The sequence below is a fragment of the Bradyrhizobium sp. STM 3557 genome, assembly GCF_045571465.1.
In the GTDB taxonomy this organism is placed as follows: domain Bacteria; phylum Pseudomonadota; class Alphaproteobacteria; order Rhizobiales; family Xanthobacteraceae; genus Bradyrhizobium.
This window is the reverse complement of sequence record NZ_CP120697.1, coordinates 2,996,334-3,021,453: the sequence shown is the minus strand read 5'-3', so window position 1 is coordinate 3,021,453 and position 25,120 is coordinate 2,996,334. Positions and strand designations below refer to the sequence as shown.

Genomic DNA, 25,120 nt, shown 5'->3' with positions numbered 1-25,120 from the left:
TCCACTTCGCTCCTCGCAATGACGGCACCCTACGTCCCCTTCGGCGCGCGCTCGAGGATCAGCGTGTGAATGCCGCAGGTGCCGCTGTAGAGGCTCATCACCCGCGTGCCGGGTTTGCGGCCGGCGCGTGCCTCGGACACCTGCAGTCCCGCGGCGAGCAGGCGCGTTCGCGTTGCCTCGATGTCGGCGACGCGCCAGGACAGGCCCCAGAGCCTGTCATGCGCCAGGTCGCCGCCCGCCACCGGCCGCTTCACGACCTCGACAATGAGATCGCCGCAGCGGAAGAACATCAATTGCCCCCAGTCCTGATGGCTGCGATCCAGCGCCATGTCGAGCCCGAGCCGGGCGCCGTAAAGCGCCGCGGCCCGTTCGGGATCCTCGGTCGAGATCACGACGTGGTCGAGGCCGAGAACGGCAGAGTCGGCGGTAGGGGCCGAGCGTGGCCGCTCGCCCTGGAGCTCCAGGAAGAACATGCGCACGCCGCGGGTGAGCTCGGTGCTCGCGCGCGTGCGCTTCCAATGCAGCGTCGCGCCCGACACATCGTCGCTGTTGTCGACCTCGACGATCGGGTCCGGCTTCAGCGCGACACGCTCGAGCCTGCGGTGCATCCTGCCGATATCGGAGGTCGCAAAGCAGATGCTGGCGAGCCCCTCGCCGCTCAGCTTGATGACATCGCGGATCCGATCCGCCTGGGGGCTGAAGCCGTTCGGCGCCATCAACTCGAGCGTCATGTTGTCGAGCGTAAACAGCACGCGATCGGCGCTCTCGCCCGAATGTGTCCAGGCGGGCTTGCGCGCCAGCAGCGTCTCATAGGCGGCAACGCCCGCCTTGAGATCCTCCAGCAGGACGACGACGTGATCGAGCCCGTTGATCACGGGAATAGCCCTCGCGTGTTCTTGGCTGCACGCACCTTCTCGACGCCCACTGCCATCGCTGCGGTCCGGTGCGAAATGTTGTCGGCCTTCACCCGCGCCAGCATGGTGTGGAAGGCGCGATCGAGGATTTGATATTCGCGCCGCATCACCTCTTCCTCCTCCCAGAACAATTGCTGCAAATCCTGCACCCATTCGAAGTAGCTGACGACGACGCCGCCGGAATTGCAGAGAATGTCGGGGATCAGGAAGATCTCATCGCGCCGGCGCTCGAGCACGAGGTCGGCCTCCGGCGTGGTCGGGCCGTTGGCGGCCTCCGCCAACACCCGGCATTTCAGCTTCTCGGCCGTAGGCCCGTCGATCACGCGCTCGATCGCCGCCGGCACCAGCACGTCGCAGGCGAACGTCAGGATCTGCTTGGGATCGAATTGCAGCTCGGTCGAGAAGCCGGCGATGCTGCCGTGCTTGGTTGCATGCGTCATCAGCGCGGGAATGTCGAGGCCGCGCGGATCGTGCAGCGCGCCGGTGTGGTCGCTGACCGCGATTACCTTGAGGCCCATCTGATGCAGGCCAAGCGCAGCGTAGGAACCGACATTGCCGAAGCCCTGGATCACTGCGGTCGCCTTGCCGGGATCGATCGACAGCACGTCCATCACGCGACGTGCAAGATGGGCGACGCCGCGCCCCGTCGCCTCACGCCGCCCCAGCGTGCCGCCGGAAAACACCGGCTTGCCGGTGACGATCTCGGTCACGGTCTGGCCCTGGTACATCGAATAGGTGTCCATGAACCAGGCCATCACCTGCTCGTTGGTCCCCATGTCGGGCGCCATAACGTCCGTATGTGGACCGACGAACGGAATCATCTCCTGCATGTAGCGGCGCGACAGCGACTCGAGTTCGCGTGGCGACAGCTTCGAGAGATCGACAGTCACGCCGCCCTTGGCGCCGCCATAGGGCAGGCCCACCAGCGCGCATTTCCAGCTCATCCAGATCGCGAGCGCCGCGACCTCGCCGATGTCGACGGAGGGCGCAAATCGTGTTCCGCCCTTGGTCGGCCCCATCGTCAGCAGATGCTGCACGCGGTAGCCTTCGAACACCGCAATTGTACCGTCATCCCGGTGAATTGGGCACGACACCGTGATTGCCCGCTTTGGCATCAGCAGCCGTTCGCGCTCATCTCCGGGGATGCCGAGATGATCGGCGATCACATTGAATTGCTTCGCAGCCATGTCAAAAACCGGCCCTGAATAGACGGTCATCACTTGCTCCTGGCACGAATCAGAGGTTACCCGGAGCGCAAGAATAGCGCGCCCGCCCCCGGGAATGCACGGGTGGTAGTCGCGCCCTTAAGCGATCTCAAGCGCTTATGGTGACAAATCTGCGAATAATTTCAGCGTTGATCCCCTTTCGGCGGTTGCTAAGGTGCGCCACCCGGGGCCGGACCACCCCTTCACGGACGAAGAAATGCCCATGCAGGCTCTCTTTATTGGACAGACCTATATCGATGTCACCTTCATCACCGACCATCTTCCGACCGGAGATGAGAAGCACGTCGCATCGGCCTACGCCGTGTCGTTCGGCGGCAATGCGGTGACGGCGGCGTTCTGCTGCGCCAAGCTCGGGATCGTGCCTGACCTGATTGCGACCGTCGCCAATGATTGGCTGGGGCGCATGTTCCAGGACATGTGTGCGAAATACGGCATCTCGATTCACGCGCGGAAGGTGAACGCATCCTCGCTCTCCTTCATCATGCCGAAGGATGGCAAGCGCGCCATCGTCCGTTGCCGCGATGATCATCACATCCATCCGTTTCCGCTGCTCAATCTCGGCAATTGCCGCGCGCTGCATGTCGACGGCCATCAGCCGGATGCCGCAATCCACTACGCCAAGCAGTGCCGAGAGGCCGGCATCCTGACCTCGCTCGATGGCGGCGGCCTCCGCACCAACACCCACGAGTTACTGGAATTCATCGATGTCGCAATCGTCGCCGAGCGGCTGTGCGAGCAGATGGATCTGACGCCCGAGCAGATGCTCACCTATCTCAAAGGCCGCGGCTGCAAGATCGGCGGCGTCACCATGGGTGAAAAGGGATTGCTCTGGTACGACGAGAGCGGCACGGTGCAATCGCTGCCGGCCTATCTCATCCCGGGCGAGCGTGTGATCGACACCAACGGCGCCGGCGACGTCTTTCACGGCGCCTACGTCTATTCCTATCTCGCCAATCCCGACGCGCGCTGGCGCGAGCATTTCGAGTTCGCGCGTGCCGCTTCCACCTTTAAGATCCAGCGCCTCGGCAATGAGGCCGGGCTGCCGACGCTCGCCGATATCGATGCGGTGAAGCAGGAGTTCGAGGTGCGGGTCTAATTAGCTCAAGGCGCTCTTGAGATCGAAGCTCAAGTCCGCCGCCTTGTCCGGCGCGACCGTGCCACCGGCCGCGAGCAAGCGCCGGCCGAACATGTGGTCGCCGGCGCGATTGACCGACTCGATGCCGACCAGCCGGCCCTCCTTGTAGCAGAAGGCGGAGAAGGCCTTTTGCGCGGGATCGCCGCGCAGCACGACGTGGTCGTAGCCCGTGGTCAGTCCCGCGATCTGCAGCTTGTCGTTCCCCTGGTCGCTCCAGAACCAGGGCTGGCCATCATAGGCCTGAACTTCACCGGTCAGTCGCGCCGCCACGCAGCGGGCGTGATCGGTCGCGTTCTGCACCGATTCAAGCCGCAACGTGCCACCGAAGCGCGGGCTGGCAAACAAGGCGCAGTCGCCGATCGCGGAGATATGCGGGTCGGAGGTTGACAGATGCTCGTCGACGATGATGCCTGAAGCGACCTTAAGGCCCGCATCGCGCGCAAGCTCGACATTTGGCAGCACGCCGACGCCGACCACGACGAGATCGGCCGGAATATGCCGGCCATCGCTCAAAGAGACGCCCGTCACCTTATCGCCATCGGCCTCGATGCTGGTCGCCTGCACGCCGAGGTGAATACGCACACCAGCATCCGCATGCTGCCTTTGGAAATAGTCGGAGATCTCGGCGGTGACGGCGCGCGCCATCACGCGGCTGGCAAGCTCGAGCACGTCGACTTCCAGTCCCTTGAGCCGCGCGGTCGCGGCGAATTCGAGGCCGATAAAGCCGGCACCGATCACCACCACGCGCTTGGCCCTCGCGAGCCGCGCGCGCAAATCCTCGCTGTCATCGAGGATGCGCAGGTAACGCACGTCAGGCAGATTGGCGTTGGGGAGATCGAGCAGCCGGTTGCGGGCGCCGGTGGCGAAGACGAGATGGCCGTAGTCCAGAGTCTGACCCGAGGCAAGCATCACCTGACGCTGCTGCCGCTGGACCGCGACGGCGCGGTCATAGACGAGCTCGATGCCTTGATCGACATAAAATTTCAGCGGCCGGAACATCAGGGTTTCAGGGCCGCCGCTGCCCTTCAGATACGCCTTCGACAAGGGTGGCCGCTGGTAGGGCAAATGGGCTTCGTCGTTGATCAAATGGATCGGATCGCCATAGCCGGCCTGGCGCAATGAGGCCGCGACCTGAAAGCCTGCATGCCCCGCGCCCACGATCACCACCGGTCCCTTGACCACCGAACCCTTGCTCATCGCATCCACTCACCTTGTCCGACGCGGGCCGGCGAAACAGTAGCTCATCGCCGATACCGCCGGAACCGCTTGTCGCAAACCCCAGCGGGATTGTCACCTCGCATGGTCTGCGGTTTAAATGCGGTCAGATGAGAGGTCCTGGGAGGGATCAATGACCGACACCGCGCCTGCAGCCGACCCCGCGCTGCTTTCGATCGACGGTCCGATCGCCACCATCACCCTCAACCGCCCGGCCGCCTTCAACGCCATTAACCTCGCGATTGCCAAGAGACTGGAGCAACTCGCCGCAGAGGTCGAAGCCGTCGACGGCATCCGGGTGCTGGTGCTCCGAGGCGAAGGCCGCGCGTTCTGCGCCGGCGGTGACCTTCAGACCATCGGCGCCGCTGCGGAAGCCGGTACCATCGCGCCTGTGGTCGGCGAGCTGCTGCAGCATTACCACGCTTTCATCGCGACGCTCAGGCGCATGCCCAAGATCGTGCTCGCCAGCGTCCATGGCTCGGCCGCAGGCGCCGGCCTGTCGCTGGCCTTCGCTGCAGATCTCTGCATCGCGGCGGAAGACGCCCGTTTCACTCCGGCTTACGCCAAGCTTGGCGTCTCGCCCGACGGCGGCGGCACGGTCGGCGTGGTCGCCAGCGTTGGCATCCGCCGCGCGCTGCAGATCTTTCTCGCCGAGGACAGTTTTACCGCGCAGCAGGCCTATGAATGGGGCTTGGTCGCCAAGGTGGTGCCGGGCCCCGAGCTGGCGACTGCGACGCGCGCGCTGGCGCTGCGGCTGGCGCAGAACATGCCGGCCGGTCTTGCCGCCACCAAGGCGCTGATCCACGGCGCGCCGATAAATTCTGTCGAGCTGCAGCTCGACGCCGAGCGCGATGCCATCATCGCCTGCATGCACAGCGACGAATTCCGGTCCGCGGTGAAGAAGTTCACCAGCAAGGGAAAGTAGACGCTCCCCGGCCTTTGCTCGCTGCCGCTTGTGGGCACGACAGCGGCGTCAATTCGGACATATATATCCGATCCCCGCAGGCGACCTGAAGCAGCCGACCGATTCGGGAATGACGTGCTTGGGAAGCCAGAGCACGACGCCTGGAAAAAAGATCGTGAAGGTGATGGTCAGCAGAAATACCACATAGATCGGCAGCGCCGCGCGGAGCGCCTTGCCGAAACTGATGCCGACGAATTTGGAAGCCATCAGCAGCACGAGCCCATAGGGCGGTGTGATCAGGCCGAAGGCAAGCGTCGCGATCAGGACCACGCCCATATGGACGCCATTGATATCACCGGCCTGCGTCAATGCGTTGACCAGTGGCATGAAGATGATGATGGTCGGCACCGGCTCGATGAAATCACCGATCACGGTGAAGAGCGCGACCATGAGCAGCATGATATAGCGTGGATCGTTGCCGGCGGCGGTCGTGATCCAGTCGGCGATGAAGCTCGCCCCGCGCAGATAGGCCAGCATCCAACCGAACGCATTTGCCGCGCCGATCGTGATCAGCGGCAGCGAGAAGATGAGGCCGGCCAGACAGAAATCGTAAGGAATCTTCTTGAGGTGGCCGCGATTGAGCGCGGGAATTACGACAAGGATGATCCAGACCACCGCCACGACCCCAGCCTCGGTCGGCGTGAACCAACCGGTCAGGATGCCACCGAGCAGGATGACCGGAATCATCAGCGGTAGCGCGGCGTCAGCAGTTGCAAAAGCCACCTGCCGCAGCGGCGCGCGTGGCTTGCGCAATCCGGAGGGGCCAAAGAAATAGCAATAGATCATCAGCCCGACGCCGATCATGAAGCCCGGCACAACTCCTGCCATGAACAGGCCGGCGATCGAGACATTGCCTACGGCACCATAGACCACGGCGGTGATGCTGGGGGGAACCAACGCTGCAATGGTCGAGGCCGAAGCGATGATCGCCGCGATGAAGGCAGGCTCATAACCTTCGCGCCGCATCGGGCCGCCGAGCGCACGGCTCATGACCGCGACATCGGCGGTGGTCGAGCCGGACATTTCCGAGAAGAACATGCTGAAGACGACCACCACCTGCGATAGTCCGCCCCTGATATGTCCAACCAGCGAAACAGACAAGTTCGCGATCCGGACCACAACATTGGCCGAGCTCATGAGCTCGCCGACCAGCAGGAAGAAGGGTATTGCCAGCAGCGCCTCGGAATCGACACCATCAAAGATCTTCTGCACGATCGCGGCGAGGGAGACGTCGGCGAGAAACGCGCCGACGAACACGCCGGCCACAAGCGAGAACGGCACGGGCACGCCGAGATAGCCGAAGAACAGGAAGCAGAACGACATCAACGCCAGAATGACGGGCGCGCTCACGTCGGCGGCCTCCGATCAGCAGCGGTATATAGCGGCGAACCCGCGAACTCCGGATCTGCCGGCTCCGGACGATCGAAACCGCCTGCAATGCCGTTGACCAACTGCTCGAGCGTGAACAGCGCAATGAGCACACCGGAGATTGGAATGATGATGTAAAGCGAGGCGATCGGCGTGCCGGAGGGAAGGCGAAAGCTGCCAAAACCGCGGAGGAAATTAAGGTAGCCGAACCAGATCAGGCAGAGCGCAACACCAAGCACCACGAGCCGGATCACGATCTCCACGATCAGGCGCGCTGGACCGTGCATCGCCTCCGCGATCGCAGTGAGATAGAGGTGATCGTTGCGTCGGGTAGCCACGGCGGCCCCGACAAAGATCGCATAGATGAACAGCGTCGAGGTGACCTCCTGCAACCACAGCCATGGATGGCCGATGGTCCGCGTCACGATATCGGCGGTCACCGACATCGAGAAACCGAAGCATAGCGCCCCGCACAGCATCATCAGCACCAGTTCGAGACGGTCCAATGCGCGCCATTTCAGGTGACGCTGTCGCTGCAACACGAGCTTGTCGGCGATGGACATTGGCTGGTCTTTGATCGAGCCCGCATTTCCGTTATGGCCGAACACGCAGCCTCGCCTAATTGATCGCGCGGATCAGGTCCTTGATCTTCTCGGCGTGCGGGCCGAGCTCCTTGGCCAGCTTGTCAAGATAGGGATCAGCGATCGCAGTGAAACTCGCCTTGTCGACGTCCCCGACGACCTTGACGCCGAGTGACTTGAGCTTCACGGCCGCCGTCTTTTCCAGCTCGAACGCTTTGGTCGGCTCCTTGGCGCTGACCTCTGCCGCCGACGCCAGCACCCACTGGCGCTGCTCGGCCGACAGGCTCTGCCACAGCTTGTCGCTGATGAAGACCAACGCATTGTTCGCCTCATGCTCGGTCAGCGACAGCACGGGCGCGACCTCATAATGCTTGTTGACGAGATAGACATTGACGCTGTTTTCCGCGGCGTCGACGACGCCGGTCTGCAGCGAGGTATAAACGCTGCCGAACGGCATGTGCACGGTCTGCGCGCCATAGGCTGGGAACATGGTATCCTCGGTCGCGGTCGCCTGGACGCGGATCTTCATGCCTTTGATGTCGCCGACGTTGTGGATCTCCTTCTTGCTGTAGATGTGCCGCACACCCTGCGAGCCTGTTCCGATCACGTGTAGGCCCTGGGCGGTGTCGTCGATCATCGTCTTGAGCGCTTCGAACACTTTGGGATCGGCGAGCGCCTTGATGACATGCGCCTCGTTGCGGAACAGGAAATGCAGCGACATCACGCCGGCCTGCGGCGAGATCGTTGCGGTGTTTGCCGAGGAGATGATGGCGAAGTCGATATCGCCGGCCTTCACCAGTTGCAGAAGCTGCGGCTCCTGCCCCAGCTGCGCGCCAGGATACTGGTCGATCAGCATGGTGCCCTTGCTCAACTCCTTGAGCTTGTCGGCAAACAGATCGCCGGCGATGGAATAGCCAGTGTTGCGCGGCTGATCATAGGCGAAGCGGTAATGCTTCACGTCCTGCGCCCTGGCGCTGGCCACCAACAGCAGCGCGGCGGCAAAAAGGCCGCGGGCGATCTTGGATCGGCTCTTCATCGTCCTCCCCCTGCTCTTTATTTTTTTTCGATCATCCCATCGGGGTTGGAGGATTGTCAATTGAGCATTGGGGAGCGGGCGATGGACGATGCAGTCCGGCTAGTCCTTTCCCTTGCGGCGCATGAAGTCGAAATCGCAGCCGCCATCGGCCTGCAGAATGGTCTCGTGAAACAGATGAGCATAACCGCGCTCGGCCCATTCCGGGGTCGCGGCCGGCTTGAGCGCGGCGCGACGCTTGGCAAGCTCGGCATCGTCGACCAATAGATCGATGCTGCGCTGGGCCACATCGAGCCTGATGCGGTCGCCGGTCTTCACCAGCGCCAGCGGGCCGCCGACGGCGGATTCCGGCGTGATGTGCAGGACGATGGTTCCGAATGCAGTCCCGCTCATGCGCGCGTCCGAAATCCGCACCATGTCCTTGACGCCGCCACGCGCGAGCTTCTTCGGGATCGGCAGATAGCCCGCCTCCGGCATCCCAGGCGCGCCCTTCGGCCCGGCATTACGCAGCACCAACACATCGTCGGCATTCACATCGAGATCAGGGTCATCCACCCGGAGCGTCATGTCTTCCACGGATTCGAACACGACCGCACGACCCGTATGCTGCAGCAGTCTGGGGCTTGCGGCCGAATGCTTGATCACTGCGCCACGCGGCGCCAGATTGCCACGCAGCACCGCGAGCCCGCCTTCCGGCTTGATCGGGTTGTCGCGCCCGCGGATCGCATCCTGCCCCGGCACCTCCTCCGCTCTCGCAACGATATCGCGCAGGCTCTCGCCGGTGACGGTCTTCGCATCGAGATCGATCAGGTCGCCGAGCTGCTTCAGCAGCTTCGGCACGCCGCCAGCATGATGGAAATGCTCCATGTAGTGCTCGCCGGACGGCTTCAGGTCGACCAGCACCGGCACCTCGCGGCCGATCTTATCGAACGCATCGAGGTCGATGGTGTGCGGCGTGCGGCCGGCGATTGCCGTCAGATGCACGAGGCCATTGGTCGAGCCGCCAATCGCCTGCAGCACCACCTGCGCATTCCTGAATGATGCAGGCGTCAAGAGTTCGCTCGGCCGCGGTCCTTTGGCCTTTGCCATGGCGGCGGCGACACGACCGCTTGCCTCGGCCGAGCGGAAGCGTTCGGCATGCGGCGCCGGGATGGTCGCGCTCATCGGCAAGCTCAGACCCAGCGTCTCGGTGATGCAGGCCATGGTGGAGGCGGTACCCATCACCATGCAGGTGCCGACCGACGGCGCAAGCCTCCCGTTCACCGCCTCGATCTCCTTGTCGTCGATCTCGCCGGCGCGATATTTCGCCCACAGTCGGCGGCAGTCCGTACAGGCGCCTAGCACTTCGCCCTTGTGATGACCGACCACCATCGGTCCGACCGGAATGACGACGGTCGGCAGGTCCGCCGAGACCGCGGCCATGATCTGCGCCGGCAGCGTCTTGTCGCAGCCACCGATCACGATGACGGCGTCCATCGGCTGGGCGCGGATCATCTCCTCGGTCTCCATCGCCATCAGGTTACGCAGGTACATCGAGGTCGGATGCGCAAAGCTCTCGGCGATCGAGATGGTCGGAAACACGAAAGGCATCGCGCCCGACAGCATCACGCCGCGCTTCACCGCCTCGATGATCTGCGGCACGTTGCCATGGCAGGGATTGTAGTCGCTATAGGTGTTGGTAATGCCGACGATCGGCCGATCCAGCGCATCGTCGGAATAGCCCATCGCCTTGATGAAGGCCTTGCGCAGGAACAGCGAGAATCCGGCATCGCCGTAAGAAGTCAGTCCCTTGCGCAATCCGTCGGTCATGGTCGTCTCACTTCTTATTTTTGCTCATCATTCCGGGGCGCGCGTCGCGCGAACCCGGAAATCCAGAGGTTGTCTTGCGTATGTTCTCACGTCTGGATTCCGGGATCGAGGCCTGCCGGCCCCGCCCCGGAATGACTGGTATTGCTCTCAACCCCAATCGATGATGCGGTTTGCATCGCCGTCATATTCGATGCTGCAATAGCTGCCGCCTTGGTAGTAATCGCCGACGGGGTCGGGCTGCATCTTGGCCTGCTCGGCCATCGCATGCTCACGGAACACCTCCGCGCGCCCGGTCGGCCGATATCCCAGCTCATAGGCCCGGTGATTGTCCCACCAGGATCGTTCGTTGTAGGACGCGCCATAGAGAATCTCGAAATGAATGTCGGGATGATCGAGCCCGATCCGGCAAAGTTGCACGAGATCCTCGGGCTTAAGCCAGATCGAGAGCCTGCGATGATCGAGCGGCTTCTCGCCGAAATTGCCGATCCGCAGGCACGTCACTTTCAACCCGTGCTTGTCGGCATAGAGTGCGCCAAGTCCCTCGCCGAACACCTTGCTGACGCCGTAGCGGCTGTCAGGCCGCGGTGTCACATCATTGCCGATCCGATGATGACGCGGATAGAAGCCGACCGCGTGGTTGGAGGATGCGAAGACAATGCGTTTAACGCCCTTGCGGCGTGCCGCCTCGAACAAATTATAGCAACCGATGATGTTGGCCTGCAGGATGTCGTTCCACGGTCCCTCGACCGAATAACCACCGAAATGCAGGATGCCGTCGACGCCCTCGCAGATTGCCTCGACCTGGGCAAGGTCGGCGAGATCGGCCGCCTTGAAGGTCTCCTGACTCGACAGGTCGGCCGGCGGCTTCAGATCGCTCAACAGCAGGTCGGGATAGATCGGCGGCAAGAGCTTGCGCAAGGATGTGCCGATTCCTCCGCTCGTGCCGGTCATCAATATGCGTGGCATTTCGTCCCTCGTGTTCGGTCCGCTCGTGGTTCAATTCCAACCACTGGTTTGCGGTCAGTGCACAACAATGATAGCAGAGAAATCGCGAGGAAACGCAACAACGAGATCAGTAAATGTCCGATGCAAATCATGCGCTTGGCTGGCGGCCGGCGACCTATTATCCTGATCCCGCGATCCAGGCGCTGGATCCACGTTTCGAGAAATACTGGCTGAAATTGTCGGCGGTGGAACGGCTCGGGACCGGCATGCGCTGGGCCGAGGGTCCGGTGTGGTTCGGCGACGGCCGCTATCTCCTGTGCAGCGACATTCCCAATCAGCGCATCGTGAAGTGGGAGGAAGAGACGGGCGCTGTCAGCGTCTACCGCAAGCCATCCAACTTCGCCAACGGCAACACCCGCGACCGGCAGGGCCGGCTCGTCACCTGCGAGCATGGCGGGCGGCGCGTCACTCGCACCGAATATGACGGCTCGATCACGGTGCTGATGGACTCCTTCAACGGCAAGCGGCTGAACTCCCCGAACGACGTCGTAGTCAAGTCCGACGGCTCGATCTGGTTCACCGACCCGACCTTCGGCCTGCTCGGCAATTACGAAGGCTACAAGGCCGAGTCCGAGATCGACGCCAACGTGTATCGCATCGACGGCGCCACCGGCGAAGCGACTATCATCGCCGAAGGCATCCTGGGGCCGAACGGGCTGTGCTTCTCGCCGGACGAGACGATCCTCTACATCGTGGAATCCCGCGGAGTGCCGAACCGCAAGATCCTGGCCTACGACGTTTCGGCCGACGGTCGCACGATCAGCAACAAGCGCGTGCTGATCGACGCCGGGCCCGGCACGCCGGACGGCATGCGCTGCGACATCGAGGGCAATCTGTGGTGCGGCTGGGGCATGGGAGCGCCCGAGCTCGACGGCGTCATGGTGTTCGCGCCCGATGGCGCGCCGATCGGCCGCATCGCGCTGCCGGAACGCTGCGCCAATGTCTGCTTCGGCGGGCTGAAGCGAAACCGGCTGTTCATGGCGGCCAGCCAGTCGATCTACGCGCTGTATGTGAACACGCAGGGGGCGTTCGGGGGGTAACTCGTCGTCCCGGACAAGCGAGCGTAGCGAGCGCGATCCGGGACCCATACCGCGTGATCTCGCGATGAACCCGAGTGGCCGACGCTCTACACCAGAACGCCGGCCGGTCGTTATGGGTCCCCGCCTTCGCGGGGACGACATCGTTGTTTGTGGCGACCAACTCAAGCCGCGTTGTAGCCCGCGACCGCCTTGGCTTCGAGATATTCCTCCAGACCATAGCGGCCCCATTCGCGGCCGTTGCCGGACTGCTTGTAGCCCCCGAACGGCGCGGTGCGATCATTCGGCACGCCCTGCAGATTGACGTTGCCGGCGCGGATCTGGCGGCCGACGCGGCGGGCGTCCTCCAGCGTCGGGCCATAGACGTAGCCGGCCAGACCATAGGGCGTGTCGTTGGCGATGCGCACTGCGTCGGACTCGTCCTTGGCACCGATGATGGTGAGCACCGGCCCGAAAATCTCCTCGCGCGCAATCGTCATATCGTTGGTCACATCGGCGAAGATGGTCGGGCGGACATAGAAGCCCTTGTTGACGCCTTCGGGGAGGCCCGGGCCGCCGGCGACGAGCGTCGCGCCCTCATCGATGCCCTTCTTGATCAAAGCCTGGATCTTGTCCCACTGGCCGCGGTTCACCACCGGGCCGATCGTGGTGCCCTCGCCGCGCGGATCGCCGGCCTTGGTCTTCTCCGCGACGCCTTTCGCAATCGCAGCGACCTCCTTCATCTTGGACAGCGGCACGATCATGCGCGACGGCGCGTTGCAGGACTGGCCGGAATTGTTGAACATGTGCATCACGCCGCCGGTGACCGCCTTGGTCAGGTCGGCGCCCTCCAGGATCACGTTCGGCGACTTGCCGCCGAGCTCCTGGCTGACGCGCTTCACGGTCGGCGCAGCGCGCTTGGCAACGTCGACGCCGGCACGGGTCGAGCCGGTGAACGAGATCATGTCGATGTCCGGATGCTCGCTCATGGCGGCGCCGACCTCCGGACCGAGGCCGTTGATCAGGTTGAACACGCCCTTCGGCACGCCGGCCTCATGCAGGATTTCGGCGAAGATAAGCGCCGAGGTCGGCGTGAACTCTGAGGGCTTCAGGATCATGGTGCAGCCGGCGGCGAGCGCGGGCGCCACCTTGCAGGCGATCTGGTTCAGCGGCCAATTCCAGGGCGTGATCATGCCGACCACGCCGACCGGCTCGCGCACCACCACCGCCGAGGGCAGCGTCTCCTCGAATTCGTATTTCTTCAGCACGTCGAGGGTCGACATCAGGTGGCCGAGGCCGGCTCCCGCCTGCAGCTTCTCCGCCATCGGCAGCGGCGCGCCCATCTCGTCGGAGACGGCGGCGCCGATCTCCTTCATCCGGCCCTTATAGATCGCGATGATCTTCTCGAGCAGCGCCACGCGCTCCTCGCGTGAGGTCTGCGAATAGGTTTCGAACGCGCGCCTGGCGGCAGCGACGGCCTTGTCGACATCGGCCTTGGAGCCGAGCGCAACCTCATACATCGCCTCTTCGGTCGCGGGGTTGACGACCGGCGCGGACTTGCCCTTGACGACGGGATCGACCCAGGCGCCATCGATGTAGAATTGCATGCGGTTGACCATCGGAAAACCTCTTCAGTCGGGAGAGCAAAATGGAGGGCGTTCGTGGCAAGCATCCTTGCACGAAAGCCTTGCGGGTTGAAACCCGCCACATGCGGGCCAGCGTTGCGGCTGCCGAAGATATAAGAGCGGGATCGTGATGCTGGCAAGACGGCCGCCACATTCACGCTCTCGTCCCGGACAAGCGAAGCGCAGATCCGGGACCCATACAGCGTGATGTCACTATTTCGCTCGCTGCCCGTCCTCCTGAAATCCTAAACTAGCAGTCCCCGAAACAACTCCTTCCTGTGTTATGGGCCCCTGCTTTCGCAGGGCGACACACGTGTTTGCCGCGACATCTTCACTCAAACCGCCATTTTGCGATGCAGCACTGGCGCGCCGGTGAGGCTTTCGGCCGCATCGATGATCGCGTTGGCGTCGATGCCGTTGAAGCGATAGAGATCATTGATGGTGCCGGTCTGGCCGAAGCGCTCGACGCCGAGCGCCTCGACGCGATGGCCGCGCACGCTGCCGAGCCAGCCGAGCGTCGCCGGATGCCCGTCGAGCACGGTGACGATACCGCAATCGCGCGGCAACGGCGCCAGCAGCTTCTCGATGTGACTGAGATGCTGCACGCCCCGTCGCGCACGGCGCATATTCCGCGCGGCGGTCCATCCCGCATGCAGCCGGTCGGCCGAGGTGATCGCGAGCAGGCCGACATCGCGGCTGCCTTCCCCGATGAAGCCCGTCGCCTCGATTGCTTCCGGCGCCACCGCGCCCGTATAGGCCACGATCACCTCCGCATTGGGCCCGGGCTTGCGCAGCCAATAGGCGCCCTCGGCAATACCGGCCTCGAGCTCCGGCGTCATGATCCGCTGCGGCTGCTCGATGGTGCGCGTCGACAGGCGCAGGTAGACCGAGCCGCCCTCGCCCGGCGCGCGCTGCATGTGGCCAAAGCCCCACTTCATGATCACGGCGAGTTCATCGACGAAGGCGGGCTCGAACGATGCCAGCCCGTCCTGCGCCATTCCGATCAGGGGCGTCGCGATCGACTGATGCGCGCCGCCTTCCGGCGCCAGCGTCACGCCCGACGGCGTCGCCGCCACCATGAAGCGCGCATCCTGGTAGCAGGCATAGTTCAGCGCATCGAGGCCGCGCTCGATGAAGGGATCGTACAGCGTGACCACCGGCAACAGCCGCGCGCCGTTGATCGCGTGCGACAGGCCGAGCGCCGAGGCCAGGATGAACAGGTTCATCTCGGCAATGCCGAGCTCGATATGCTGGCCCTTCGGGGAAGCGTCCCAATTGTAGGTCGAGGGGATCTTCTCGCTGCGAAACAGGTCCGCCTTCTCGGCGCGTGCGAACAGGCCGCGGCGATTGACCCAGGCGCCGAGATTGGTCGAGACGGTGACGTCGGGCGACGCGGTAACGACCCGCGAGGCGAGCGGCGTGTCGGTGCGCGCGAGATCGTTCAGCACCAGGCCAAAGCCCTGCTGCGTCGACATCTGCGCGGACGCCGTAAAAGTCAGCCGCTCCGGCACATCGAGCACGGCATCATCGAGCCGCCGGCCGCCGCGATTAAACGGTGCTTCGGCAAGCAACGTTTCGAGTTCGTGCTCGTCCTGCGCCAGTCCCTCGAACTTGTCCCACTCGTGGCCGGGCCGGATGTTCTGCTGGCCGCGCCACTTCTCCATCTGCGCCACCGTCATCAGGCCGGCGTGATTGTCCTTGTGGCCCTGGAACGGCAGCCCGACGCCCTTAATGGTGTAGGCGATGAAGCAGACCGGGCGATCGTGATCAATCGCCTCGAACGCTTCCAGCATGCTGGCCATGTCGTGGCCGCCGAGATTGGACATCAGCGCCAGCAGCTCCTCGTCGCTGCGCTTCTCGATCAGCCGCGTCACATCGCCCTGATCGCCGATGTCATCCAGAAGATGCTTGCGGAACGCCGCCCCGCCCTGGAAGCACAGCGCCGCGTAGAGCGCGTTCGGGCAATTGTCGATCCAGCGCCGCAGCGCCTCGCCGCCGGCTTCCGCGAACGCCTCGCGCATCAGCGAGCCGTATTTCACGATCACCACGTCCCAGCCGAAATTGTGGAACATGGTCTCGAACTTCTCCCACAGCCCTTCACGGACCACCGCGTCCAGGCTCTGCCTGTTGTAGTCGACGATCCACCAGGTGTTGCGCAAGCCGTGTTTCCACCCCTCCGCCAAGGCCTCGAAGATGTTGCCCTCGTCCATCTCGGCATCGCCGACCAGCGCGATCATGCGGCCCTCACGGCGGTCCTTCATCCAGCCATGCGCCTTCACGTAGTCCTGCACTAACGACGAAAAGAGAGTTTGCGCGACGCCGAGGCCGACCGAGCCGGTGGAGAAATCGACATCGTCGGTGTCCTTGGTGCGCGACGGATAGGACTGCGCGCCCTTGAAGCCGCGGAAGTTTTCCAGCTTGTCGCGGGTCTGACGGCCGAACAGATATTGGATCGCATGAAAGACCGGGCTCGCATGCGGCTTCACGGCGACGCGGTCCTCGGGCCGCAGCACCGAGAAATAGAGCGCCGACATGATGGTGGCGAGCGATGCTGAGGAAGCCTGGTGCCCGCCGACCTTCAGGCCGTCGACATTGGGTCTGATATGGTTGGCATGGTGGATGGTCCAGGACGACAGCCACAGCACCTTGCGCGCCAGCGCGCTCAGAAGGTCGAGACGTTGTGACTGTGCTGACGACGTCGCCATGGCGTTCCCTCGCGTGGGCTTTCAACCAGCCGATGCTAGTCCTGTTGGCGCGGCCATACTTCTCAATTCTTTACACATAGAACGCTAGTATTAGGATATTTTACCACAACGCAGTGCACCAGCCGGATTTCATTCCAATGCCCGATCTCGACGCCATCGACCGCAAGATCCTTGATTACCTCCAGGCCGACGGCCGCATCACCATGCAGGAGCTCGCCGACAAGGTCGGCCTGTCGGTTTCGCCCTGTCACCGCCGGGTCAAGCTCCTGGAAGAGCGCGGCGTCATCACCCGCTACATCGCGACTGTCGACCAGAAGGCGCTCGGGCTGCATGTCTCGGTCTTCATCTCCATCAAGCTGGCGCGGCAGAAGGAAGAAGACCTCGCGCGGTTCGAGAAGGCGATCTCGAAATGGGACGAGGTGATGGAATGCTATTTGATGACCGGCAATCGCGACTATCTGCTGCGCGTCGTCGCCGCCGATCTGTCCTCCTATGAGGCGTTCCTGAAGACCAAGCTGACACGGCTCGACGGCATTGCCTCGATCGAGAGCAGCTTTGCGCTGAGCCAAGTGAAGTACTCGCCCGCACTGCCGGTGTGAGATGCGAGCTGTTCGCTGCTCTGGACGACATTGGTGGGTGCCGTTGCGAGTGATGCAGACATCCGCCTTGCGCCCTGCTCTCGTCGGCGGACGCCGGCGCTCGAGCAAGATGGCACCATTCAACAGGATGTGCGTAGCTCCTCTCCCGCAATGGTCACAAATCTGCAGTAAAGTCGGAAGTGCGATAATCATGACCGCTGTTGTCATCTGACGCCAATCTGGAAAATCGATGCGCTCGCCTGATGCCGCCAACGACCGCTCGACGCCACGCCGCCGCCGCTTGACAGCGCTGCTCGCGGTGGCGAGCCTGCTGTCGCTGCTGACGGTCGCGCTGGCCGTCGCCTTTTGGGCGTTGCAGCCGGTCACGTTGCGGATCGCGGTCGGCCCGGCCGGCAGCGACGACGACACGCTGGTGCGGGCGCTGGTGGCAGCCTTCGACAGCGAGGACAGCCCGGTCCGGCTGACTGCGGTCGGAACGGACGGCCAACTCCAGAACACCACTTTGCTCAAGTCCGGCCAGGCCGATCTCGCGGTAACGCGCGGTGATCTCGAATTGCCGGCGAGCGCGCGCTCGGTCGCGATCCTGCGCCGCAACGTGCTGGTGCTCTGGTCGGCGCCGCGGTCGAAGGCCGCGAAAGCCGCGCCGCGGGTGAAGGAGATCACCGATCTCGCCGGCCATCGGCTCGGCGTCGTCGGCACGAGCGCGGCCAACGTCTCGCTGCTTCGGGTCGTGCTGCAGGAATCCGGCGTCAGCCCGGACAAGGTCACGATGACGCAGTTCGGCACCAAGCAGATCGGAGAGATGATCGCAGACACTTCGCTCGATGCGTTCGCGATGGTCGGCGCGTTCGATGACAAGACCATCTCTGATGCCATCGCTGCGACAGCGCGCCTGCGGGGCGAACCGAAATTCATTCCGATCGACGTGTCCGAGGCGATCGCCGAGCGCCATCCGCTCTACGAATCCGAGGAAATCCCGATCGGCACGTTCGGCACCACGCCGCAACGTCCCGACGACAAGATCGAGACGGTCGGCATCAATCATCTCATCATTGCGCGCGCCTCGCTGTCCGACGACACGGTCGGCGCGTTTACGCGGCAGCTGTTCGCAGCAAAGCCGCTGCTCGCCCGGACCACGCCGAGCGCGCAGAAGATCCAGAAGCCGGATACCGACAAGGATGCGGCGCTCCCGGCGCATCCGGGCGCGGCGGCCTATATCGACGGCACCGAGCGGAGCTTCCTGGACAAATACAGCGACTATCTATGGGGCGCGGTGCTGCTGCTCTCGGTCCTGGGTTCGGCCGCGGCCTGGCTGCGCCATTCCCTGAAACGCGACGAGCGCAGCGAGACGACCGAGCATCGTGAGCGGCTGCTGAGCGCGATCACCGCCGCTCGCGGCGCAAAGTCAATGGACGACCTCGACGCGATGCAATTCGAGGCCGACGACATTCTGCGCGAAACACTCGCCTGGTACGATGATGGCGCGATCGAGGACCGCGATCTTGCCGCGTTGCACCTGCTGCTGACACAGCTACACGAGGCAATCGCCCAGCGACGCGCGACGATTGCCGGAGCCCCGCGTGATCCGGCGGCGGCGGCGCGGAGCGCTTAATCTAGTTCGCCGTCATTGCGAGGAGTCGAAGGCGACGAAGCAATCCAGACCTTCTTTCCTGGCCCTGGATTGCTTCGCTTCGCTCGCAATGACGATGTGCCTCAAATCACCTTCCGCTTCGCCAGGTTCTTCATCAGCGCGCTGACGCCAAAGGTCCACGGCTCGCATTCGTCGCTCGGCCGCATGCGGTTGACGAGCCTGCCGAGCTGCGGCGCCGATATGGTGACGATGTCGTCGCGCTTGTGCGTGAATCCCTGCCCCGGCGCATCGCGGTCCTTCACCGGCGCGAACATGGTGCCGAGGAACAGCGCAAAGCCATCGGGATATTGATGCACATGGCCGACCGTCTGCGCGACCAGGTCGGTCGGGTCGCGGCTGATCTTCGAGATCGACGAATGGCCCTCGAGTACGAAGCCGTCGGCACCCTTCACCGTCAGCGCCACGTCCATTTTGCGGACGTCATCCAGCGTGAAGCTGTCGTCGAACAGACGCAGCAACGGACCAATGGCGCAGGAGGCGTTGTTGTCCTTGGCCTTCGACAGCAGCAGCGCCGAACGGCCCTCGAAATCGCGAAGGTTCACGTCATTGCCGAGCGTGGCGCCGGCGATCCTGCCGCCGCTCGACACGATCAGAACGACCTCGGGCTCCGGATTGTTCCAGGTCGATTTCGGGTGCAGGCCGGCATCCATGCCAGACCCGACCGACGACAGTACGGGCGCCTTGGTGAAGACCTCCGCATCGGGACCGATGCCGACCTCGAGATACTGGCTCCAGGCGTTCTGCTCGATCAGCACCTGCTTCAGATGTGCCGCATCGTCGGAACCCGGCTTGAGCTTGGAGAGATCGTCGCCGACGAGCCGCACGACCTCGGTGCGGATTGCTTCCGCCGAAGCCGGATTGCCGCGCGCCCGTTCCTCGATCACGCGCTCCAGCATCGAGATCGCAAAGGTGACGCCGGCCGCTTTCAGCACCTGCAGGTCGACCGGCGCCAGCAGCCAGGGCTTGCGCGGATCACGCGCATCGGGCGGCGTGTTGGCGAGAATGGCCTCGAGATCGCCGATCCGCTCGCCCTTGGCCCCGCCCAACGCTTTGGCTGGATCGTCCTGCTCGCACAGCACGCTGACGGTCGGAAAAGCGGCGGTGACGTCGAACACGCCGTCGGCGCGCACCGCGACCACGGCCGGCCCATCGACATCAGGCCGCCAGACGCGGCCAACAAGTGTTCCCTTGGTGCCGTCGTCCGGCAGCACGTCGTTGGCGGTCAGCGTGATCATGGCGGTGTTCTCCCCGGCAGGTTTGTTGTCGGGAAAGCCGTAGCATTGCGGCGCGGCGGGTCCAAGCCGCAAGCGTCGATGAAGAGTCAGGGCACGCCCCTCTCGTCATTCTGGGATGCGCCTGAAAAGGCTCGGGACCGGAATCCGTAACACCGATTGGTGGCTATGGATTCCGGGCCCGCGCTACGCGCGCCCGGAATGACGATGCAAAGGCCCGTCACGGATTCGGCGAGGTCTCACCGCGGACGAGCAGCAGCTGCGACTGGCGGACGCGCTCGCGATGGGCGGTGTAGAGGCCGCTGGCGACGATGAAGGAGGCCCCGGCGATGGTCCAGGCGTCCGGCACCTCCCCGAAGATCACGAATCCGAAGATCGAGACCCACAACAGCTGGACATAGGAGAACGGCGCCAGCACCGATGCGTCGGCATAGCGGAACGCCAGCACCACGATCCACTGCCCGGTCGTGGAGGCGACGCCGACCAGGAGCCCGATCAGGACCTCGTTCCAGCTCGGCGTCACCCAGGCGAACGGCACAATCGCCGACATCACGCAGACGCCCACGATCGAGGAATAGGTCATGGTGGTGACGGCGTGCTCACGCCCGCTCATCACGCGCGTCATGACGAGCGTGCAGGCCCAGGCGAAGGCCGAGGCGATCGGCAACAGCGCCGCAATCTGGAACGCGCCGGTGCCGGGACGCAGGATCACGATGACGCCGGTCAGCCCGACTGCAGTGGCGATCCAGCGCCGGATCCCGACGCGTTCGCTCAGGAAGACGATGGACAGCGCGGTGACGAACAGTGGCGCCACGAAGCTGGTGGCGGATGCTTCGGCGATCGGCAGATAGCGCAGCGCGGTGATGAACATGACGGAGGAACCGAGCAGCGCAAGACCGCGGAACAGCTGCAGCTTCGGTCGGGCCGTGCGCATCGCATAAAGCGGCGAGCCCGGCACCATCGCCGGCACCATGATCAGCGCGAATATCACGAAGCGGACCCAGGCGATCTCAATCGAGGGCAGCGACTTGGAAAGGAATTTGGCCGAGGTATCGGAGGTCGCCAGGAAGACGGTCGAGAGCAGGATCAGCGCGATTCCGCGGAACGGCTGGTCGGCACGGGCTGCGGCGCGCCGCGGCCGCGGTGCTGCGGGCTTGGTCTTGGGCAAGGCTAGTGGCGCACTGACGCGCCGTGCGGCAGCACCTTGTGGTGGCGGGGTCACGGTCAGGCTCGGAGAACAGAAATGGCGACGACTCAAGGCGAGGCCCGACCAAACTTGAATTGGCCGGTCGCGACAACCCACTGAAATCGGGCAGCCGATATGCGCTGCGGGCACCCGGCTGCCCGTAAAGTTCCTGGGTCGGGCGCCCCTCTACAGCATGGGCAGGCCGCGCGGCCTCGCTCCGCGCGGGAACGCCTGGTCGATCGCCGTGATCTCCTCCTTCGTCAGCTCCAGCGCGCCGGCGGCGGCATTCTCCGCCGCATGCTCGGCGCTCGCGGCCTTGGGGATCGCCAGCACCGACGGTGCACGCGTGAGGAAGGCCAGCGCCACCTGCCGCGGCGTCGCTGCATGGGCCTCGGCGAAGCGTTGCAGCACCTTGCCGCCGGCGCTGTCGGGGGCCGGAAAATCATCATGCCCGAACGGCGAATAGGCGACCACCGCGACTCCGTGCCGCTCGCACCAGGGCATCACCGCGTGCTCGATCGCTCGCTCCTTGAGGTGATAGAGCACCTGGTTGCAGGCGATCTTGCCCTCGCCGGCGACGTCGAGCAGCTCATCGAGATCATCGACATCGAAATTGCTGACACCCCAGCTGCGGATCTTGCCGGCACGCTTCAGCTCCTCGAAGGACGCAACCGTGTCTTCGAGCGGATAGGAGCCGGGCCAGTGCAACAGATAGCAGTCGAGCCGATCCGTGTTCAGCCGCTTCAGCGAGCGCTCGCAGGCGGTGATGGTACTGCTGCGCGAGGCATTGCTCGGCAGCACTTTTGAGACCAGAAAGACCTCGTCGCGGCGGCCGGCAATCGCCTCGGCGATGACGGGATCGGCGTCGCCATACATCTCGGCGGTGTCGATATGGCTCATGCCGAGATCGAGTCCGCGCTGGAGCGCCGCGATCGCGCGTTTGCGATCGCCGCGGTCGAGATACCAGGTGCCCTGCCCGATGACCGAGGTGTTCGGGCCACCGGTTCCGAATGCTTTCTGTTTCATGGGGGAAGCATAGAAGAGATGGCGCGCGGCGTCGACCGCGTCTTGCCGTCATTGCGAGGCGCGAAGCGACGAAGCAATCCAGAATCTTCGTCTTAGCTCTGGATTGCTTCGCTTCGCTCGCAATGACGGAAGATCACCCCGCCTCTGCGAGGTCCGTCCGCTCCGCCTCTGACTGCGCGATCAGCCGTTTCATCTCCGGAATGCAGGAGCCGCAATTGGTGCCGGCCTTGAGCTTGGCGCCAATGGCGGCCGGCGTCCGCGCGCCGGCTGCGATCGCATCGCAGATGGTGTTGCGGCCGACGCCGAAGCAGGCACAGACGATCGGCCCAGTGCTCGCGCCGCCCTCGACCGCGCGGCCCGACAGCAGTATCCGCCGCTGATCGTCGCTGAGGCTATCTGCCGCGAACAGGCCCTTCACCACGTTCCAGTCGCCCGCATCATGGCCGGGTCCGACGAACACGCAGGTCTCAAGTCGTTCGCCGGCAAAGGACGCCGCGCGGTAGACACCGCCACCGACATCGCTGTATTCGGCGACATCCTCAGAGCCGTGCGCCTGCAACCAGGCCGGCCAGCGCGACAGGTCGCCATTATCGGCGAACAGATAGCCAAAGCCGCCCTCGATCGTGGCGCGCGCCCACCACAGATTTTGTGGAAGCTCCAGCTCGGTGCGCGACAACACGAAGCCGCGGAAGACGTACTCATACGGCGCGATCGCAACCGGCGTCGCCTTCATCTCGGGCTGGCCGGAGAACGGGTCGGTGTGGGACGCGACCAGTGCGCCGACCCGTCCATGAGAGGTGTTGCTGGCGTTCCAGTGGATCGGCGCGAACAGCATGCCGCGTTGCTGCCGCTCACTGACGACCACCTTGAGAATGCACTGGCCGTGATCGGTGGTGAGGCGCGCGAAGCCATCATGGACGATGCCGTATTTCAGCGCATCGTCAGGATGGATCTCGACATAGGGCTCCGGCAGATGCGCGCCGAGACGCGGGCTGAGGCCTGTGCGCGTCATAGTATGCCACTGGTCGCGGATGCGCCCGGTGTTGAGCCGCAGCGGCCGCGCAGCGCTGGTTTCGCTGCGGAGCACCGGCACCTCAGGCGCGACGAAGCGGCCCTTGCGATCATTGGTGTAGAACTGCCCTTCGGCGAAGAAGCGCTGAAGCGGCGGAGCACCCTCGCGCAGCGGCCACTGCACCGGCGTCATCGCGTCATAGGCCTCGTCGGAGATCGTGGCCAGCGCGCCGATGTCGAAATCGCGGCTGCCATTATTCTCGAATGCCGAGAGGGCCGCATGCTCGCGGAACACGTCCGCGGCGGACGTGTAGTTGAAGGCAGCGCCGAAGCCGAGCCGCTTGGCGACCTCGCTCAGGATCCACCAGTCGGGCTTGGCCTCGCCGGGCGCGGCGAGGAAGCCGCGCTGGCGCGAGATGCGCCGCTCGGAATTGGTGACCGTGCCGTTCTTCTCGCCCCAGGCCTGCGCAGGCAGCAGCACATGCACCCCAGCATCGACGGTGTCGTTGGAGCGGACGTTCTCCGAGACGACGAACAGCTCGAGCTTCTTCAGCGCCGTGCGCACGAGATCGGCATCCGGCAGCGACACCGCCGGATTGGTGCCGATCACCCACAACGCCTTGATCTCGCCGCGCGCGATCGCCTCGAACATCTGCACCGCCTTCAGCCCCTCATGGGTGGCGATATCCGGCGCGTTCCAGAACCGCCTGACGCGATCGATGTCCGGCGGCGTGAAGGTCATATGCGCGGCGAGCTGGTTGGCCAGGCCGCCGACCTCGCGGCCGCCCATCGCATTGGGCTGGCCGGTGAGCGAGAATGGTCCACAACCCTCCTTGCCGATCCGCCCGGTGGCGAGATGGCAATTGAGGATCGCGTTGACCTTGTCGGTGCCCTGCGCCGACTGGTTGACGCCTTGCGAGTACAAGGTCACGACGCGCGGAGTGTCGCGGAACAGCTTGAAGAAGGCGGCGACGTCGGCTTCCGAAAGACCGGTGGCGAGCGCGGTCGCTGCAGGGCTGCCAGCGATGGAGCGGGCGCGCGCCAGCGCCGCATCGAAGCCCGAGGTGTAGTTGTCGATATAGTCCTGGTCGAGCGCGCCGGTGTCAGCGAGATGCACCAGCAGCCCTGAGAACAGTGCGGTGTCGGTGCCGGGCCGGACGCCGAGGAACAGATCGGCCTCGCTGGACGTATCGGTGCGGCGCGGGTCGATCACCACAAAACGCGCGCCGCGCTCCTGCTTGTTCGCAAGCATGCGCTGATACAGCACCGGATGGCACCAGGCCGCGTTGGAGCCGACGAACACCAGGAGATCGGCCTGCTCCAGATCCTCATAGGTGCCGGGCACGGTATCGGCGCCGAAAGCGCGGCGATGGCCGGCCACCGACGAGGCCATGCAGAGTCGCGAATTGGTGTCGACATTGGCCGAGCCGATGAAGCCTTTCATCAACTTGTTGGCGACGTAGTAGTCCTCGGTCAGCATCTGGCCGGAGAGATAGAAGGCGACTGCATCGGCGCCGTCGCGCGCGACGATGTGCTTGAGCCGGTGCGCGACATGGTCGAGCGCATCGCTCCAGTCGACCCGCTCCAAAGCGCCCTTGCAACGGATCATTGGATAGAGCTGGCGCCCTGCTACTCCCAGCGTCTCGCCGAGCGCCGAACCTTTCGAGCACAGCCGGCCGAGATTGGCGGGATGGGCGGGATCGCCGGATATCGCAGCGCCTCCCTGCCCGTCGGGTGTCGCGAGCACGCCGCAGCCGATGCCGCAATAGGCGCAAGTGGTCCGGATGGTGCGCAGGTTCGGGGCGACCGCAGTCATCGT

19 protein-coding genes are annotated in these 25,120 nt (G+C 64.3%); 5 read left to right on the top strand and 14 right to left on the bottom strand.

What is annotated here, in order from left to right; translation table 11 throughout:
* Positions 1 to 29 precede the first annotated feature (29 nt).
* Complete coding sequence (locus tag P6U24_RS13655; protein WP_407159613.1) at positions 30 to 875, bottom strand: VOC family protein; 846 nt, start codon at positions 873 to 875, stop codon at positions 30 to 32.
* Positions 872 to 2,131, bottom strand: a complete 1,260-nt coding sequence (locus tag P6U24_RS13650; protein WP_407159612.1) for a Glu/Leu/Phe/Val family dehydrogenase — start codon at positions 2,129 to 2,131, stop codon at positions 872 to 874. Before P6U24_RS13650 ends, P6U24_RS13655 begins: the two co-directional genes overlap by 4 nt.
* 211 nt (positions 2,132 to 2,342) lie before the next feature.
* On the opposite strand from P6U24_RS13650, the gene P6U24_RS13645 reads away from it, so the two are divergent.
* The gene (locus tag P6U24_RS13645; RefSeq protein WP_407159611.1) at positions 2,343 to 3,236 is read left to right on the top strand and encodes a sugar kinase; all 894 of its coding nucleotides are present in this window, start codon (positions 2,343 to 2,345) and stop codon (positions 3,234 to 3,236) included.
* Here P6U24_RS13645 and P6U24_RS13640 read toward each other — a convergent pair whose 3' ends face one another.
* Positions 3,237 to 4,472, bottom strand: coding sequence for an NAD(P)/FAD-dependent oxidoreductase (locus P6U24_RS13640; protein ID WP_407159610.1), 1,236 nt, complete (start codon positions 4,470 to 4,472; stop codon positions 3,237 to 3,239).
* A gap of 151 nt (positions 4,473 to 4,623) precedes the next feature.
* Between P6U24_RS13640 and P6U24_RS13635 the strand changes: the two genes are divergently transcribed.
* The gene (locus tag P6U24_RS13635) at positions 4,624 to 5,415 is read left to right on the top strand and encodes an enoyl-CoA hydratase/isomerase family protein (RefSeq protein ID WP_407159609.1); all 792 of its coding nucleotides are present in this window, start codon (positions 4,624 to 4,626) and stop codon (positions 5,413 to 5,415) included.
* Positions 5,416 to 5,463: 48 nt separating this feature from the next.
* Here the strand turns inward: P6U24_RS13635 and P6U24_RS13630 are convergent, their stop codons facing one another.
* From P6U24_RS13630 to P6U24_RS13610, 5 genes are all read right to left on the bottom strand, one after another.
* Positions 5,464 to 6,804 carry a TRAP transporter large permease gene (locus tag P6U24_RS13630; RefSeq protein WP_407159608.1) on the bottom strand — a complete coding sequence of 447 codons (1,341 nt, stop codon included), beginning with the start codon at positions 6,802 to 6,804 and terminating at the stop codon, positions 5,464 to 5,466.
* Positions 6,801 to 7,385, bottom strand: coding sequence for a TRAP transporter small permease (locus P6U24_RS13625; RefSeq protein ID WP_407159607.1), 585 nt, complete (start codon positions 7,383 to 7,385; stop codon positions 6,801 to 6,803). The genes P6U24_RS13630 and P6U24_RS13625 overlap by 4 nt, the downstream gene beginning before the upstream one ends.
* Before the next feature lie 55 nt (positions 7,386 to 7,440).
* On the bottom strand, positions 7,441 to 8,439 hold the full coding sequence (locus P6U24_RS13620) for a TRAP transporter substrate-binding protein (RefSeq protein WP_407159606.1): 999 nt from the start codon (positions 8,437 to 8,439) through the stop codon (positions 7,441 to 7,443).
* A gap of 99 nt (positions 8,440 to 8,538) precedes the next feature.
* Positions 8,539 to 10,245: an IlvD/Edd family dehydratase gene (locus P6U24_RS13615; protein ID WP_407159605.1), complete on the bottom strand. Its 1,707-nt coding sequence runs from the start codon at positions 10,243 to 10,245 to the stop codon at positions 8,539 to 8,541.
* Between the two features lie 147 nt (positions 10,246 to 10,392).
* Positions 10,393 to 11,211, bottom strand: coding sequence for an NAD-dependent epimerase/dehydratase family protein (locus tag P6U24_RS13610; RefSeq protein ID WP_407159604.1), 819 nt, complete (start codon positions 11,209 to 11,211; stop codon positions 10,393 to 10,395).
* Positions 11,212 to 11,324: 113 nt separating this feature from the next.
* Here P6U24_RS13610 and P6U24_RS13605 point away from each other — a divergent pair, with 113 nt between their 5' ends.
* Complete coding sequence (locus P6U24_RS13605) at positions 11,325 to 12,290, top strand: SMP-30/gluconolactonase/LRE family protein (protein ID WP_407159603.1); 966 nt, start codon at positions 11,325 to 11,327, stop codon at positions 12,288 to 12,290.
* 161 nt (positions 12,291 to 12,451) lie between these two features.
* On the opposite strand, the gene P6U24_RS13600 is transcribed toward P6U24_RS13605, so the two are convergent.
* Entirely contained in the window at positions 12,452 to 13,885 is a 1,434-nt protein-coding gene (locus tag P6U24_RS13600) for an aldehyde dehydrogenase family protein (protein ID WP_407159602.1), read from the bottom strand.
* Between the two features lie 341 nt (positions 13,886 to 14,226).
* A complete protein-coding gene (locus P6U24_RS13595; protein ID WP_407159601.1) occupies positions 14,227 to 16,596 on the bottom strand; it encodes a transketolase in 2,370 nt (789 codons plus the stop codon).
* A gap of 137 nt (positions 16,597 to 16,733) precedes the next feature.
* On the opposite strand from P6U24_RS13595, the gene P6U24_RS13590 reads away from it, so the two are divergent.
* Together P6U24_RS13590 and P6U24_RS13585 are read left to right on the top strand one after the other, a co-directional pair.
* Entirely contained in the window at positions 16,734 to 17,195 is a 462-nt protein-coding gene (locus P6U24_RS13590) for an Lrp/AsnC family transcriptional regulator (protein WP_407159600.1), read from the top strand.
* A 229-nt stretch (positions 17,196 to 17,424) separates the two neighbouring features.
* Positions 17,425 to 18,807 (top strand): TAXI family TRAP transporter solute-binding subunit, encoded by a 1,383-nt coding sequence (locus P6U24_RS13585; protein ID WP_407159599.1) that lies wholly within the window; start codon positions 17,425 to 17,427, stop codon positions 18,805 to 18,807.
* Positions 18,808 to 18,908: 101 nt separating this feature from the next.
* Here P6U24_RS13585 and P6U24_RS13580 read toward each other — a convergent pair whose 3' ends face one another.
* The 4 genes from P6U24_RS13580 to P6U24_RS13565 form a co-directional block, all read right to left on the bottom strand.
* Positions 18,909 to 20,081 carry a fumarylacetoacetate hydrolase family protein gene (locus P6U24_RS13580; protein ID WP_407159598.1) on the bottom strand — a complete coding sequence of 391 codons (1,173 nt, stop codon included), beginning with the start codon at positions 20,079 to 20,081 and terminating at the stop codon, positions 18,909 to 18,911.
* A 217-nt stretch (positions 20,082 to 20,298) separates the two neighbouring features.
* Positions 20,299 to 21,246 (bottom strand): DMT family transporter, encoded by a 948-nt coding sequence (locus P6U24_RS13575; RefSeq protein WP_407160450.1) that lies wholly within the window; start codon positions 21,244 to 21,246, stop codon positions 20,299 to 20,301.
* 204 nt (positions 21,247 to 21,450) lie between these two features.
* Positions 21,451 to 22,290 (bottom strand): aldo/keto reductase, encoded by an 840-nt coding sequence (locus P6U24_RS13570; RefSeq protein WP_407159597.1) that lies wholly within the window; start codon positions 22,288 to 22,290, stop codon positions 21,451 to 21,453.
* Positions 22,291 to 22,423: 133 nt separating this feature from the next.
* Positions 22,424 to 25,117: a molybdopterin-dependent oxidoreductase gene (locus P6U24_RS13565; RefSeq protein ID WP_407159596.1), complete on the bottom strand. Its 2,694-nt coding sequence runs from the start codon at positions 25,115 to 25,117 to the stop codon at positions 22,424 to 22,426.
* Positions 25,118 to 25,120 lie beyond the last annotated feature (3 nt).

Coding starts and splice junctions, on each gene's coding strand:
- P6U24_RS13650 (WP_407159612.1), bottom strand. CDS start 2,131: ATGACCGTCTATTCAGGGCCGGTTTTTGACATGGCTGCGAAGCAATTC.
- P6U24_RS13645 (WP_407159611.1), top strand. CDS start 2,343: ATGCAGGCTCTCTTTATTGGACAGACCTATATCGATGTCACCTTCATC.
- P6U24_RS13640 (WP_407159610.1), bottom strand. CDS start 4,472: ATGAGCAAGGGTTCGGTGGTCAAGGGACCGGTGGTGATCGTGGGCGCG.
- P6U24_RS13635 (WP_407159609.1), top strand. CDS start 4,624: ATGACCGACACCGCGCCTGCAGCCGACCCCGCGCTGCTTTCGATCGAC.
- P6U24_RS13625 (WP_407159607.1), bottom strand. CDS start 7,385: ATGTCCATCGCCGACAAGCTCGTGTTGCAGCGACAGCGTCACCTGAAA.
- P6U24_RS13620 (WP_407159606.1), bottom strand. CDS start 8,439: ATGAAGAGCCGATCCAAGATCGCCCGCGGCCTTTTTGCCGCCGCGCTG.
- P6U24_RS13615 (WP_407159605.1), bottom strand. CDS start 10,245: ATGACCGACGGATTGCGCAAGGGACTGACTTCTTACGGCGATGCCGGA.
- P6U24_RS13610 (WP_407159604.1), bottom strand. CDS start 11,211: ATGCCACGCATATTGATGACCGGCACGAGCGGAGGAATCGGCACATCC.
- P6U24_RS13605 (WP_407159603.1), top strand. CDS start 11,325: ATGTCCGATGCAAATCATGCGCTTGGCTGGCGGCCGGCGACCTATTAT.
- P6U24_RS13600 (WP_407159602.1), bottom strand. CDS start 13,885: ATGGTCAACCGCATGCAATTCTACATCGATGGCGCCTGGGTCGATCCC.
- P6U24_RS13595 (WP_407159601.1), bottom strand. CDS start 16,596: ATGGCGACGTCGTCAGCACAGTCACAACGTCTCGACCTTCTGAGCGCG.
- P6U24_RS13590 (WP_407159600.1), top strand. CDS start 16,734: ATGCCCGATCTCGACGCCATCGACCGCAAGATCCTTGATTACCTCCAG.
- P6U24_RS13585 (WP_407159599.1), top strand. CDS start 17,425: ATGCGCTCGCCTGATGCCGCCAACGACCGCTCGACGCCACGCCGCCGC.
- P6U24_RS13580 (WP_407159598.1), bottom strand. CDS start 20,081: ATGATCACGCTGACCGCCAACGACGTGCTGCCGGACGACGGCACCAAG.
- P6U24_RS13570 (WP_407159597.1), bottom strand. CDS start 22,290: ATGAAACAGAAAGCATTCGGAACCGGTGGCCCGAACACCTCGGTCATC.
- P6U24_RS13565 (WP_407159596.1), bottom strand. CDS start 25,117: ATGACTGCGGTCGCCCCGAACCTGCGCACCATCCGGACCACTTGCGCC.